This window comes from Cupriavidus yeoncheonensis, from assembly GCF_905397275.1.
Classification (GTDB): Bacteria; Pseudomonadota; Gammaproteobacteria; order Burkholderiales; family Burkholderiaceae; genus Cupriavidus; species Cupriavidus yeoncheonensis.
On sequence record NZ_CAJPUY010000024.1, the window covers coordinates 1 to 13,746 of the forward strand.

Here is a 13,746-nt window from a genome sequence, read left to right on the forward strand (position 1 = left end):
ACTTCGACCGCCATCATGCCGAGAAAACAATTCGACGCCTGCTCAAACGTCTCGCCGACCTTGGGTGCCACGTCGATCCCATCGCTCATGCTGTCTAACGCTTCTTAGTAGCGCTTTACTGCGCCTTTGACGCTTTCACCAGCACGGCATGCACGGCCTTCAATACTTCATCGGATAACGAAGGGTCGCTCTTGGCGACGGCACGGGCGACGGCCATTGCCCCGATTTCCGCCGCGACGATGGTCATCGCCAGGCGGCGCCGTTCGGCATCGGGGATAGCGTCGTCAAGCACGGCCTCGAATGCGCTCGCCTTGTCCTGGAACCCTTTGGCGAACCGCGCACTGATGTCCTTTCCGTGCCGCCCGACTTCGCTGGCCGATGCAGTCATCGGGCAACTCATGCCGGGATCGTCGCGTCGTAGCGGCGAAAGCAGATAGTCGAGATACCCCGACACGCTGCCGTCGCGATCCGTTGCCGCGCCACGGAACGCTTCGCGGCTGCGCGCCAGGCCCTGCGAAAAGGCCTCCGTCGCAAGATCGTCCTTCGAGCGGAAATGCGCATACAGCGCCCCGTGCGTCAGCCCGGCTTCGCGCGCGATCTCCGCGACGCCCACGCCATCGATGCCTCGTTCGCGAAACAGTCGGCCGGCCGTAGCCAGCAGCGCTGCGCGGTTTTCGTCGGATTGCTCGCGTTTGACATACACCATGGTCTTCTCCAGATACGGGTGCGGCGAAGACTGGCGAATGCCGCGCGTGATTTCGTGCTTCAAGCTCCGTTCAAGCCTCACGGACTGCCAGATGTCCAGCTTTGATTGTGGTCGCAATCAAGATTAGACAGTCAGCCTGTTGGCTGTCAAGCGGGATTTGCTGGAATCGTGAGCCCGCGCCGCTCGTCCCTCTCGTGGAGAGGACGGTCGAGCATAAGAGGGGGACTCGAGAGAGAGGATTGACGGGGAAAAGCAAAAAGTCCGCCCCATCGTCGCTAAGCCGATGATTTGAATGAAGAATTGGATCGCCAGCCATGTACCCTTTGCGCCGGACGATCGCGAGGGCGACGGGTGTCTGGGATGCAACTGCAATAGCACTCGCCGCCTAGCCCGGCGCATGACAAGTGCGCTTCATTCTGCACACAAGGCGGTGCCGTCAGTGGGAGCAATCTTCTGATGGAATGCAAGCCAATGTGCCGGAACGTGATCGCGGAAGCAGGATCGCCCGGCGCCGTCCTTTCGCGGAACGGCCCCGGGATGTCCCCTGGGTGGCCAATTACTATTTCGGATGGGAACGCTTAGGCCCCTTCGCCTCCTGGCTGCGTCGAAGGAGGGTACGACCATGAGCGATCGTTTCCTTGGAACTGAGCTCTTCAGCGAACTCGACCATGTGCAAGGCAGATGGCGAGCTTGTTCGGCGGCTTCCCAACCAGCATCCGCTCCGGCCGCTTAGGGGCATTCCCCGGTCGATATCGGCGCCAGGGACGATTCCATCAAGATCGTCGCGTTCGCACCGGGCTCGATCCAGATCGGGTCAAGGTGTCGATGGACAAAGGCTTGCTGACCATCAACGGCGAGCGCGAAGCGGCACAAGCGGAGGATGACCCGGAGGTCCGGTTATACGCGCAAGAGCGATTCACAGCGTAGAAAAACTTAGCGAACCGGTCTATGCAGCCGTTTAGACGAAGGCGGAAAACTGCTTCGATTTCACAGCTGGCGAGCCATTCAAACAGTCATCGCAACACCGCGTGCTGAGCGTTTGTAAAGGCCGGTCAGGGTGGCCGCGGCGAGGGTATTCTGGTTGATCACGAAGCGCACCACGGCATTGGTCGGGTTGGCCGGCAACTCCAGCTTCGGCGTGCTCAGCGCGTGCACGGTGAAGATGTAGCGGTGCGCGGGCAAGCCCACGGGCGGGCAGGGTCCGCCGTAGCCGGTGAGGCCGTAGTCGTTGGCAGCCTGAGTGCCGCTGGCGCCGAGGTCAGTCGCTCCGGCCGAGCCTGCACCCGCGGCGAGCCGGGTGACGGACGGATCGATGTCGAACAGGATCCAGTGCCAGAAGCCGCTGCCGGTGGGCGCGTCCGGGTCATACAGCGTCAGCGCGAAGCTCTTGGTGCCTTCCGGCGCGCCCTGCCATTGCAGCGCGGGCGAACGGTTCTGCCCCGCGCCATCGAAGCCATTGAACTCATGCACCAGTTGCAGCGGATCCTGATCCTCGAATTCAGGGGACGTCATGGTGAAATTGCCCATACTATTTCCTTTCATGAAACTTCCTTGTGCCTGGGCCTCCCAGGCCAATCTTGCATCCGAGCCGCCATCGATGGCCTGGCACGCATAGCGCGAAGCTTCCTAAACGACTCTGTCATCGGAGCGCTAGCAGGCAGGCACATCTTGCCCGTTATTTGATCGTGATCTCGTCTTCCCGATGAAGATGGTCATTCCGGCTCGATGCCGGCGGCTTTGATCACCTTTGCCCATTTCGCTGTCTCGCTGCGCACGAACGCTGCCAACTCTTCTGGCGTCGAAGGGGAGGGTTGCCCACCTGTCCGGCTGAAGTGCTCGATAGCTGCAGGGCCCGTCAGCCCCTGACGAATCAGTTGGCTCATACGCGCGACGACCGGCTTTGGCGTATTGGCAGGGAAGAACGCAGCCACCCAAGCCGTCATCTCATACCCCGGTAGGCCGCTTTCTGCCATGGTTGGCACATTACCGAGCAGGGGATTGCGCCCGGACGTGGTCACGGCTACTGCTCGCAGCTTGCCATTCTGGATCAGCGGCAGCGCTGGGTTGATGTCGGAAATCATGAAGTCGACCTGGTGCCCCATCAGGTCGGTCAGTGCTTGCGGCACGCCCTTGTAGGGCACATCCAGTGCCGGTGCACCGCTCATCATCTTGTAGAGTTCACTGGCTACCCGCGTGGAGGAACTGCCGCTGGAAAAGGTCATCTTGCCTTGCCGGTTTGTTGCCAGTGTGGTCAGGTCTGCCACCTTCTGCACAGGGCTGTCTGACGGCACCACCAGGACCAATCCACTCTTGGCAATCAACGACACCGGCGCGTAGTCTTTGACGGGATCATAGGGCAGCTTCTTGAACAGGGATGCATTGGCCGCGTGTGTGGTATTTGTCGTGATGAGCATCGTGTAGCCATCGCCGGGCGCTGTCGCGACCGCCGTCGCCGCGATGAACCCGTTGGCGCCGGGACGGTTTTCCACGACGACAGACTGGCCGGTCTGGGTAGTGATGGTCCGCGCGATGTAGCGCGCGGTGTTGTCGGTGCCACTGCCTGCGGGGAACGGCACCACCACGCGGATCGGCTTGTCCGGATACTGGTTCGGGCCAGCGGCACACACCAGTTGCGACGCCCCGAAGGCAGCGGTCAGTCCGGACAGCAGGGCGAGCATGCGTCGCCGTGGAATTCGCTGGATCATCTTGTCTCTTCCCGCATCCCGGGATCTGATTGAGTGACTAGGCCGAGCTTTTGCGTCAGAGCATCGGATCGTGTGCGCGAATGACAATCAGCTCGCCCGTGCCGCCTGCGGATTCGAGGCTGAGCTCCGCTCCGTCGGGAACATAGACCCACTCTCCGGTCCCGGCGGCGAAGCTCTCTCCCTCGATGCGCCCGTGGATCGAGCCGCTACGCACGAAGAGCACCTGCTCGGTCTCGCCAAGCCTGTGCGGCTCGGCGCCGCCATCTGGATCCAGCTCTACCATGTAGATGTCGAGAAACCGCGAGTCGACGGTCTGACGTGTGATGACGGGCCTGGCGAGCGCGCCACGGTAGTGCGGCAGCCCGATCGCTTCGGTGCTGGGAGGAACGTCGCGAACATCGGCGGCACCGGCCTGAAGGCGCGGGTCGTCCGGCCCGGTCGCGGTCACTGCTGCGTTCGGGTTTTCGCTGTAAGGCGGAGCGTAGACCACCATCACCCGTACCGGTTCGTCGCTGGTGACCTCGAAGCGATGAAAGACGCCAGCCGCATTGAAGCTCCAGTCCCCCGCGCGCAAGATGCGCTGCTTTCCGGGTAGTTCGCCGATACCCTCGCCGGCGAGCAGGAACGACGCCTGCTCAAGGGCCGGGTGAGCATGCGGCAACGCCCCGTGGCCCCGCGAAATCGTGCCCAGCAGGACCTCGAGCCGGCGCGCGCCGACAGTTTCCTTGCCGATGATGCGCTGGTTCGCCGTTCCGGTGTGGTTGGCCGGTGCGTACGCGGCCACGTCGGTGGCCCTCCGTACAAACGATGATGTCATTCCGTTGTCTCCTCTCTCGAATGGTGAAGTCTGTCGCGCTCAGCGGCGGCTGTCGGGGATGGCCAGCGCCGGGTAGTGCTCGGTCAGCCTGGCCGGCATCTCCACGTCCAGGATGAAACGGTCGCCGCGGTACCAGAACTGCCCTGCCAGCAGCACATTGCCGTCGACGTCCAGCGTCGATCGGACGATCCTGGCGATTGGCGCCCCGAAGCCATAGGCGAGGTCGCGTGCCAGGATGTAGTCGGCCGGCTCGACCGTCATGGTCTGCTGCATCATGCCAAGGCGGTCGCCTTCGACCTGGCGCAGCAGGTGACCGAGCTTGTGGTGCTTTTCGCTACCGCGGGGAAAGCGGGCAAAGACTGACGAAGCCACATACATCTCGATCAGGCAGAATGGCGTCCCGCCATGTACATGGAGTTTGCGCACCATGACATAGCCGTCCAGCGGCGTGCCGCGCCGGACCAAGCCTGGCCGCAACGCCACGCCCTTGCGCATTTCCAGGATGCGGATTTCCAGATCGCTGCCATGGGCTGATTCGTCATTGATGGCGTTGCGCAGCCCTTGTCGGGGTTCCGATGGCTGCCTGATGACGTGCGTGCCACGACCGCGCTGGCTGCTGACCAGTCCCTCTTCCGTCAGCGCGGCAAAGGCCTGGCGCACGGTGACCTTGGCGATCCCGTAGACTTGCGCGAGGCTGTCCACGGTTGGCAGCTGCGTCCCCACCTCGTACTCGCCCGAAACGATCTTGTGTCGGATGACGCTGGCCAGTTGTCGATATCGTGTCACGCCTCCGGTGCTGTCGTCGGCGAGGACGAGGCTTTCGTTGGCAGCTGCGTTGGGTGCATGCTTCGTCATGACAACAGCTTTCGCGGCACGCGCACCGGCATGGCGAGCAGGATCTGCGCCATGCCCTTGCCGAGCGGGTCGTTGCGCAGCGACGCCATGCCGCCGCCATCCAGGGCCGCCTCGCAAACAATGTTCATGGCCTCGAAGCCGGGCAATTCGTAGCGGGTCACCGGCCCCGCTACAAGGTGCCCCAGCCAGTCGGCCACGCGGGCCGCGGTCACTTGGGCCCGCAGCACGGGCAAATACGCCGGCCGGCGTGCGATCAGCCCGATGTTCGAGGTATCCCCCTTGTCGCCGCTGCGGCCATAGGCAAGCCGGATCAGCGGAACTTCCACGGTATCGTGTTCTGCCGGGCCCGTGCCGGGCGCTTCCGCGAGTGCAGGCGCCACCGGCGCGACCGGGACCGGCTGTCCGCCCGAAGGAACGGCCACGCCGGTGCGTACGCCATCCATCACCACCGCCGGGGTCAGGGCGGTCTTGTCGAGCAGGAATGCATATTGTCGAATCGACGGCGAGGGACTGGAACGTCCGCCCGTAGAGCCCGTCGTGCCCGGCGCCCAACTGGTCCCCGCAGCGGAAATTTCCCGCGCGAACAGTTCCAGCGCCGCCTTCTCGGGATGCATGACCGCCAGTCGCATCACCACCTCGCGGGTATGTCGGACGGCAGCATGTGGCCCAAAGCAGGACTCCGCTCCCAGCACCTCGATCCGGGTCCGACTATAGTCTCCCCACCCGTTCTCATCGAAAAGCTTGCGCGTGCGGGCCAGGATCGCCTCCGCCGTGCGTTCCGCCTTGGCCACCGCGTCGACGCCGACGATGGAAAGCTGCGCGTTGCAGCGAAAGCCGTCGACATAGGTGGCACAGACCTTGTAGGCATTGCCCGGGGCCCGCCCGCGTGCGCCGCTGACTTCCACCAGGTCCGGTGCGGCCTGCCGCAGGTTTACCTGGGTGAAATCGCAGGTGACGTCTGGCAGCAGGTAGGTGCCCGGGTCGCCGATCTCGTACAGCACTTGCTCGCCGACCGTGGCGGTATTGACCAGTCCCCCGGTGGCGGGCGGCTTGCCGACAAGGAAGGTGCCGTCGGCACGGCATTCGACCACCGGATAGCCGATGTCGTGCCAGTCCGGGACGCTTTCCCAGTCGGTATGCAAGCCGCCCGTGGCCTGGCACCCACACTCGATGATGTGGCCGGCCAGACTGCCTTGGGCCAGGCGATCATAGTCGTCCGCATGCCAGCCGAATTCGTGCATCAGCACGCCGAGTGTCACGGCACTGTCCACGCAGCGTCCGGTGATGACGATCTGGGCGCCCTGGTCCAGCGCCTGTTTGATCGGCAAGGCCCCCAGGTACGCGTTGGCGCTGACCACCTTCTCCGGCAGTGGGCGGCCTTTCTGCATGTCCTGCACACCGGCTTCGCGCAGCTGGGGAAGCAGGGGCATCACGTCATCGCCTTCCACCACCGCGATGCGCAGCGTCAGGCCCTGTTCCGCCGCCAGCGCGGCAATGGCCTGCGCACACCCGTGCGGGTTCATGCCACCGGCGTTGCTGACCACGCGGATGCCGCGTGCCGCGATCTCTCCGATCAGGGCCTTCATTGTCACCGTCACGAAATCGGTGGCGTAACCCAGTTCCGGCTTGCGCAAGCGGGCAGCGGCCAGAATCGACATGGTCAGTTCGGCCAGGTAGTCGAACACCAGGTAATCGATACCGCCGTGGCGCACAAGCTGCGGCGCGCCTACGCTGCTGTCGCCCCAGAAGCCGGAAGCCCCGCCAATGCGTACCGTTTTCGCGTCCATTCCCATCTCCCTATCTGCCAGTCCACATGGGCTGGCGCTTCTCGCGGAATGCCTGCTGGCCTTCGCGCGCGTCCTCGGTCAGTGCAAACAGCCCGATCTGGCTTTCGGTGAACGCCATGGACTGCTCGAACGACATGGTTTCCATATGCTTGAGCGTGTACAGCCCCCGGCGGATGGCGGCGGGCGAATTGTTCAGCAGGCGGGTCAGCAGCAGATCCAGCCTGCCGTCGAGATCGTCGCTGACATCGTTGACGAGTCCTGCGGCCAGCGCTTCCCTCGCGGACAGTGGTTCGCCGCACAGGCACAATTCGGTGAGCGTGCGACGTGGCACCAAGTGCTGCAGCACGCTCAGCACCTGCGCCGGGAACAAGCCCAGCTTGACCTCCGGCAGGCCGAAGCGAGCGCCTTCGCCAGCTATCGCCAGATCGCACATTGCGATCAGCCCCATGCCGCCCGCCATGCAGGCGCCGTTGACACGGGCGATCAGCGGCACCGTCGACTGCCTGGTGCAGCGGAAAAGGTCCGCCATGCCCAGGTAGGGCTCGGCGTAATCGAAGGCAAAGGACTTGCCGGTCTGCAAATCGGCGCCCGCGCAGAACGCCTGTTCGCCCGTTCCGGTAATGACCACGGCGCGGATGTCGGCATCGCGATTGGCGCGCAGGATGCCGTCGCGAAGTCCCTGCAGCACCCCCGGCGTGATGGCGTTGCGGCGCTCCGGCCGGTTGATGGTCAGGTAGAGTGCTGCGTCCCGGACCTCGCTCAGCAGTTCGTCATTCATGGGGAGTATCTCCATCGGTTCGTTGCGCCTTTGACCCATCCCTGGAGATGCCTGACGCGAACAACGTGTCGATGGCGGGGTCGTCATAGCCGGCCTCACGCAGTACCTCACGGCTGTGCTCACCCAGGCCAGGTGCATGGCGGCGGCTTGTCGGTGGGGTGCCATGCCATTCGCTGGGCACCGCCATCTGCCGGATACGCCCGACGGCCGGGTGGTCCGATTCGCTGAAGAAACCGATGTCCTGCAAATGGGGATCGTCCAGCAGCGACTCGAACGTGTGCATCGGAAACACCGGAACATCGGCCTCCTTGAGCAGGGTGCGCCATTCCTCGGTGGTGCGCTTGGCCATTTCGTCGCTGACCATGGCATACAGGTCGGTGATGTTGGCGGTGCGGGTGTTCATGTTGGCGAGGCGCGGATCGGTGTCGTACATCTCCGGCTTGCCAATGACCTGGAGGAACGCCTTCCAATGATGATCGTGATAGATCAGGCAGCAGACATGTCCGTCCTTCGTCCGGTACGGGCGCCGCTCGGGCGAGAGCAGGCGCGGATAGCCGAAGCCGCCCTTTGGCGGGACGAAGGTCTCGCCATACAGGTGGTCCCCCATCACATAGGGAACCATGGTCTCGAACATGGGGACATCGACGCGCTGGCCCTTTCCGGTGCTCGTCCGCGAATACAGGGCGGCACAGATCACGCCGAAAGCATAGAGCCCCACCGAGCGATCCGCGATGGTGATTGGCAGGTATCGGGGACTGTCGCCGCTGCCCAGCGAAACGGCCAGCGGCAGGCCCGTTGCGGCCTGGATCAGATCATCGAAGGCAGCCTGGGGCGCGTAGCGTCCGCGCTGCGAAAAGCCGAACATGCCGACATAGACCAGGCGCGGATTGATGGCCGACAGCGTTTCATAGTCAAGCCCCAGCCGCTGCATGGCCTGCGGACGCACGTTGTAGGCCAGCACGTCGGCATCCCGTACCAGGCAAAGCAGGGCCTCCCGCCCCTCGGGCGCTTTCAGGTCAAGCACGATGCTGCGCTTGTTGCGGTTCAGGCCCAGGAAGAGCGGCCCCAGCTTTTCATCGCCGCAGGGGCCGATGCCGCGCGTACTGTCTCCGCTCGGCGCCTCGACCTTGATGACATCGGCGCCAAGGTCAGCCAGCATCTGGGTGGCAGAGGGCCCCATGAATACTGACGTGATGTCAACGACTTTCACGCCGGCCAGCGGGCCCGTTGTCTGCTCTTTCTTCATATCCGTTTCATCCCGGTGGGGCAATGTATGACGGCTGGCCCGCAGGCCACCGTTCCCTGTCGATTGGCCGCGACATCGGGCTTGCAGCAATGCATCGGTCATCGGTCGAGCTCCGCCCCGGCCAGCGCTGGTATCCGCTTCTTGATTTTCGAGACGGTGTGGAGCTTCACCCGCTGTGCCCACGGTCCATCGATGGTGCGCAGATTCTTGTCCTTGAGATGCGCCAGGCCAAGCTCGTCACTGAGTTGGGCAAGCGACGTCTCGACATCGAGCGAGAGGTTGGTGACGAGAACGTCGCCGCCATGGAAGACGAGGCTGTTCGACCAGAGAAAGCCGATGGGTGCCCCCTTGCGATCGATGCCACCGAAGTCGCCGAGCTTGGCGATCACCTGCCCCTGCGCCGGCTCGAGCACGAGAATCTCGTTGGACTGGTTGCACGCGATCCAGAGGTTGTCGTGCTCGTCGATGATCAGGCCGTCGGGCCCGCCGCCAATTCGGTTGACGAAGACTTCAGGCGTGCCGGGCTCGAGCGTCGAGCCGGTCACCGGTATCTTGACGACAGTGTCGTTCGCCGTATTGGCGACGAACAAGGCCGTCTTCCTGTTGTTGAACGCCAGGCCATTGGCGCCGATGGTCGGCGGGATCCGCGTCGGCTTCAGCAGCGCGCTGGTGACCCATGCCGACGCTTCGCCGCCGTCGGGTCCGACCTTCCAGATGATGCCCTGGTGGGCGTCGGTCACGTAGACGTTTCCTGCGGGGTCGAACGTCATCCCGTCGAGGCCGGGGTTCTTGCTGGTGACTGTCATGAACACGGACGAGGCACCCGTTCCGGGATCGACGCTCAGGACCTTCGCGCCCAGGTAATCGACGACGAGCAACTGGCCAGTCCGGGGATGGAAGCCGAGGTCTAGCAACAATCTGCTCGAGCCCTTGATGCGCACGGTGCGCAGGTGCTTGCCCTGCGGGTTGAACACAAGAAGCGTGCCCTCGCTCGTCCTGGGTTTGTTCGCCGCCACCGTGACGACGTAGACGTTGCCCTCGCGATCCACGGTGATCCCCTCGGGATGCGCCTCACCCGCGGGCAAAGTGGCAAATGTCTCAACCTTGCCGCGCTCCCAGGCTCTTGCGGCCAGCGGCGTCGCCAGCAACACGAGCAAAATCAGCATCGGCAGTATCGGCATCCTCTGGGCTTTGATCATTCTCATATTGCACTCGCTCAATCTCGCGGATTGATGGATCGTTACTGATTGATCTGATCGGTGACGTATACGCTGGTCTATCAGGAGCAGAGGAACGGCACCGCGCAGGCCGGCGAGCGGCCTGCCATGGTGTAAGCCGCTTCTTATCCCTCGATAACGTCGGCACCGTTGCCGCGGACGTAGGGCACGGGTCCGATGCCGCGCGCCGCGGCGAGGGCCTGGATCGCGTACTGGATCGAGAGCGCGTCATTGAGCGAGTGGAAGGTGCCGTCCTCGTTGAAGCTCACCTGCGCGCCTTCGATCCAGGCGATGGTGATGGTGTCCTCGGTGTTGTCCTCGGGGGTGTAGAAGGTATGCACCGAGCCGCCGGGTTCGTACAGGTAAGAGCCGGCCGTCTGCGGCTGGTCGGGGTACTCGCGATACTTCCAGCAGCCCTGGATCGTCCACACCTGCGCCGTACCGGTGTGGTAGTGGATCGGCAAGGAACAACCAGGTTCCACGATGGCCATGAAGACCCACTCTCCGCGCTCCGGGTCCAGGCGCAGCGGCTTGATGTGGATGCCCGGAAAGACATCCTTGATCAGCGGGATCTGCTCGATGTTGACGGTCAGGAGCTTGTCCTGCGGCAGGGCGGGCAGCGGCAGCTTGGCGCCGGTGGACGTGGTGGGCTGCGCGAGAATTCTTGCAGTCATGAGTTGTCTCCGTTTGTTGGAGGATGAGAAACAGTGGAAGAAATCCGCCCTTTGATGAGACGGAAGGGGCACGCCGGTCCGGCGGTGTCGCGGACCCGATGCCGGCCCCGCATGTCATTTCTAAAACTCCTAAACTTCTAATATTAGAATGTTAGGAGTTTTAGAGAGGGCTGACCGCCCTCGTTTACCCTAGAACTGGATGAAGGCTTTAGCCCTGCTTGCGCTCGCTAACGGCTTGCCGTTGGGGTTCGGTGATGGCCGGCGCCGTCTTCAAGGCGGACACGGGGATGTCGATTTCGGAGACGTAGCGGTCACCCCGATACCAGGTGACGCCTGCGTACAGCACGCTGCCCTTGCCGTCAAGAAGGCGCCGCGACATCTTCGCGACGGGTGCGGCGAAAGGGATCTTCAGCATGTCGCACAGGGGAAAATCCGCCGGCATCACGGTCATGCGTTGTCGCACACGCTTGCTCCGCGAGCCCAGTTCATCGAGCACCGCGGCGAGGAGCTTTTTCTTCCTGGCGGTGTCCTTGGGCAAGGCATCGAAGACCGGGGCCAACACATAGATCTCCGCGTAGCAGAATGGCTCGCCGGAATAGGTGTGCAGCTTGCGGACACAGACGTATTCGCCGTCCGACCGGTCGCCCGGTCCGAGCAGTTCCTGTGGCACCCCGGTGCGGCGCCGGACTTCGAGTACCTCAAAGGCGAGCGCCTCAGGCGCAGCGAACGGATCGTTGATCGCCAGTTCGAGCTCGCCCGTGGCGGCGGGCAGGGCAGCCACGTGGGTCCCGATGCCCCGCTGGCTGCGAATCAGCCCTTCTTTGGAAAGCAGCTCATACGCCTGCCGGACGCTGACGACGGCAACGCCGAGGTCAGCCGCGAGCTGCGTGATCGGCGGCAGCAGCATGCCCAGCGGATACTCGCCCTTTGCGATCCGGTGCCTCAGCAACGAAGCCAGCCGCTGATATTGCGCAACGCCCCGTTCAGCCGACAGTTCCGGCCGCTCAGTCCCCGTAGTTCGATCGTCCGTCATTCCCATTGCCTGACATTCTGAACCTTGGAGTATGCACCAGAAGGACGGGGGGCCGTCAGCTGGCAGGCGTCCGCCGTCGGTCGATTGGACTCCCAGGAGTCGAGATGTGGCACGGTGGCTCCGGACCCGGAAGATCCGTCCCCCAGCTCTCGTCCGCCCGGGCGGCCGTGGGGACCACGGGGGTAGCCTGGTTCCCTTGCTGAGAAGATGTCCACGGCGGACCAGGACCCGGAACTGGTAAACTCGTCGGCTTCTGGACGGCCATAACTGCAAGATGCCTACCCCTGTCTCCCCCACAGATCACCGTCCCCGCGTCGCCGCCGAGCGTCGCGCGCGCATGCGCAAGAGACTGCTGGAAAGCGCGATGATCGTGTTCGCGCAGAAGGGTCTTGGGGCCGGTGTCATTCCGGAAGTGGTCGCTGCGGCGGAAGTCTCGAAAGGCTCGTTCTACAATTATTTCCGCACCAACGAGGAATTGCTGATGGGGGTCAGCGAGGAATTGAGCAACGAGATGCTGGCGCTGATCGAGGGCGCCGTGGGCGGGATCGAGGACCCGGCGTTGCGAGTGGCCACCGGCGTCCGATCGTACCTGCACCTGGTGCGGTCGTATCCGATCGTCGCCCGCTTTCTTTGCAGCGCTGGCCTCAGCTTGGCTGGCAAGGGCAGTGCCATGTTCGACTACCTGCCGCCGGACCTCAAGGAAGGCCAGAAGCGAGGGTTCTTCAGCCCCATGCCGATCGACGCCGCTGTCGACTTGATCGCGGGCACCTGCCTCATTGCCGTGCATCGGATGACCAACAGCCGCACGGCTAAGCGCTATCCGGAAACCCTTGTCGAGGCCATGCTGCGCGGGCTCGGCATCGGCGCGGCCATGGCGCACGCATTGACAGAAGCGCCCGTCCCAAAGCTGACGGCACCGCCCGATTCGATGCTGGCGAAGACGCAAGCACGAACGGAGTCCGCAAACGGTGCCTCCGCCTGACTCGTCGGATACGGCCAGGGTTGTCGGCGGACAGGTTCATCCTGCCGCGATACCAAGGGTAGCAGCCAAGGCGCCGACAAGCTGAGCCTCGTCTCCATCGGGCAGCGTCCGGGCGATCTCGTCCGCGCTGTGTGCGTCAATCCCTAGCGCTCGCAGCGCCATGGCGGCCGCTTGCTCTGAATAGTCTTCCCGGCTATCCGATTCCCGCATCCGCTGGATCGTGCCCAGCACAGCCCCCACAACGATATTGAGCGCGATGGCCATCGGCATGCGCGTGAAGCGCCCTTGCCGGAAGCCCTCCTCGATGTCAGTGCGCACGAATTCCAGCATATTCGGCCCTTGTTCGCCCGGCCATCCCACGTGCGCGAGAAAGTCGGCGACTGCCGAGTAGTGCAAGGCAAGCCGCGACGCGAGCCGAATGCCGCGCGCCACCAGCCGAGCCGGATCGTCAATTCCGCGCACCAACGGATCGACGGTGCGGACGATCTGGTTGGCGATTTCAGTGGCGAGTACCCGGATCAGGGCATCTGGAGACGGAAAGTACTTGTAAAACGTTCCGCGTGACACGCCCGCCTCCCCGATCACGTCGTCAACCGACATGGCGGCGTGGCCCTTGCTCGCCACCAGCTTCAGCGCGCTGTGCAGAAGCCGCCAACGCATTCGCTCGCGGCGTTCGGCACCAACACGCTGACGATGGTTCGCCATTTGCGGCGGCCGACTTCCAACATCGAACTCATCGTTCGGGTGATCTTCCTTCCGCTCCGCCTCGGTCTTCGGTGAGATAGCCGGTTTTGTCATGGTGCAACTATGTTCATTATGAAAAAAGGTTCAACCGGACGTCGTCATCCTGCTGCGTCGTGCAATACGCGTAACTAACATGGCGCGCCGGTCCTCCTCGCTGTACCTGGCTCCCGGGCGAGACGAAGGCTCGCATCGTCTCTTCCAG

13 protein-coding genes and 1 pseudogene are annotated in these 13,746 nt (G+C 63.6%); 2 read left to right on the top strand and 12 right to left on the bottom strand.

All coding sequences use genetic code 11. The features are described from left to right. Positions 1-115: 115 nt before the first annotated feature. The gene (locus KHO22_RS26385) at positions 116-769 is read right to left on the bottom strand and encodes a TetR/AcrR family transcriptional regulator (protein ID WP_230427032.1); all 654 of its coding nucleotides are present in this window, start codon (positions 767-769) and stop codon (positions 116-118) included. A 559-nt stretch (positions 770-1,328) separates the two neighbouring features. Here KHO22_RS26385 and KHO22_RS32650 point away from each other — a divergent pair. Beyond that, positions 1,329-1,627 (top strand): annotated as a pseudogene (locus KHO22_RS32650) (Hsp20/alpha crystallin family protein); the annotation flags it as partial. Positions 1,628-1,711: 84 nt separating this feature from the next. Here the strand turns inward: KHO22_RS32650 and KHO22_RS26390 are convergent. From KHO22_RS26390 to KHO22_RS26435, 10 genes are all read right to left on the bottom strand, one after another. Next, complete coding sequence (locus KHO22_RS26390) at positions 1,712-2,233, bottom strand: YbhB/YbcL family Raf kinase inhibitor-like protein (protein WP_211950128.1); 522 nt, start codon at positions 2,231-2,233, stop codon at positions 1,712-1,714. A 185-nt stretch (positions 2,234-2,418) separates the two neighbouring features. Further along, a complete protein-coding gene (locus KHO22_RS26395; RefSeq protein WP_211950129.1) occupies positions 2,419-3,411 on the bottom strand; it encodes a Bug family tripartite tricarboxylate transporter substrate binding protein in 993 nt (330 codons plus the stop codon). Between the two features lie 55 nt (positions 3,412-3,466). After that, on the bottom strand, positions 3,467-4,228 hold the full coding sequence (locus KHO22_RS26400) for a cupin domain-containing protein (protein WP_211950130.1): 762 nt from the start codon (positions 4,226-4,228) through the stop codon (positions 3,467-3,469). Between the two features lie 39 nt (positions 4,229-4,267). After that, entirely contained in the window at positions 4,268-5,083 is an 816-nt protein-coding gene (locus KHO22_RS26405) for a GntR family transcriptional regulator (protein WP_211950131.1), read from the bottom strand. Further along, on the bottom strand, positions 5,080-6,870 hold the full coding sequence (locus KHO22_RS26410; RefSeq protein WP_211950132.1) for an acyclic terpene utilization AtuA family protein: 1,791 nt from the start codon (positions 6,868-6,870) through the stop codon (positions 5,080-5,082). Before KHO22_RS26410 ends, KHO22_RS26405 begins: the two co-directional genes overlap by 4 nt. 10 nt (positions 6,871-6,880) lie before the next feature. Beyond that, the gene (locus tag KHO22_RS26415; protein ID WP_211950133.1) at positions 6,881-7,648 is read right to left on the bottom strand and encodes an enoyl-CoA hydratase/isomerase family protein; all 768 of its coding nucleotides are present in this window, start codon (positions 7,646-7,648) and stop codon (positions 6,881-6,883) included. Beyond that, positions 7,641-8,894 carry a CaiB/BaiF CoA transferase family protein gene (locus tag KHO22_RS26420; RefSeq protein ID WP_211950209.1) on the bottom strand — a complete coding sequence of 418 codons (1,254 nt, stop codon included), beginning with the start codon at positions 8,892-8,894 and terminating at the stop codon, positions 7,641-7,643. Before KHO22_RS26420 ends, KHO22_RS26415 begins: the two co-directional genes overlap by 8 nt. 98 nt (positions 8,895-8,992) lie before the next feature. Beyond that, positions 8,993-10,093, bottom strand: coding sequence for an SMP-30/gluconolactonase/LRE family protein (locus KHO22_RS26425; RefSeq protein ID WP_230427033.1), 1,101 nt, complete (start codon positions 10,091-10,093; stop codon positions 8,993-8,995). Positions 10,094-10,236: 143 nt separating this feature from the next. After that, positions 10,237-10,785, bottom strand: coding sequence for a 2,4'-dihydroxyacetophenone dioxygenase family protein (locus KHO22_RS26430; protein WP_211950134.1), 549 nt, complete (start codon positions 10,783-10,785; stop codon positions 10,237-10,239). Positions 10,786-10,993: 208 nt separating this feature from the next. Beyond that, complete coding sequence (locus KHO22_RS26435) at positions 10,994-11,818, bottom strand: GntR family transcriptional regulator (protein ID WP_211950135.1); 825 nt, start codon at positions 11,816-11,818, stop codon at positions 10,994-10,996. Positions 11,819-12,155: 337 nt separating this feature from the next. Between KHO22_RS26435 and KHO22_RS26440 the strand changes: the two genes are divergently transcribed. Continuing rightward, entirely contained in the window at positions 12,156-12,800 is a 645-nt protein-coding gene (locus KHO22_RS26440) for a TetR/AcrR family transcriptional regulator (protein WP_211950136.1), read from the top strand. Between the two features lie 36 nt (positions 12,801-12,836). Here KHO22_RS26440 and KHO22_RS26445 read toward each other — a convergent pair whose 3' ends face one another. After that, entirely contained in the window at positions 12,837-13,598 is a 762-nt protein-coding gene (locus tag KHO22_RS26445) for a TetR/AcrR family transcriptional regulator (protein WP_230427034.1), read from the bottom strand. Positions 13,599-13,746 lie beyond the last annotated feature (148 nt).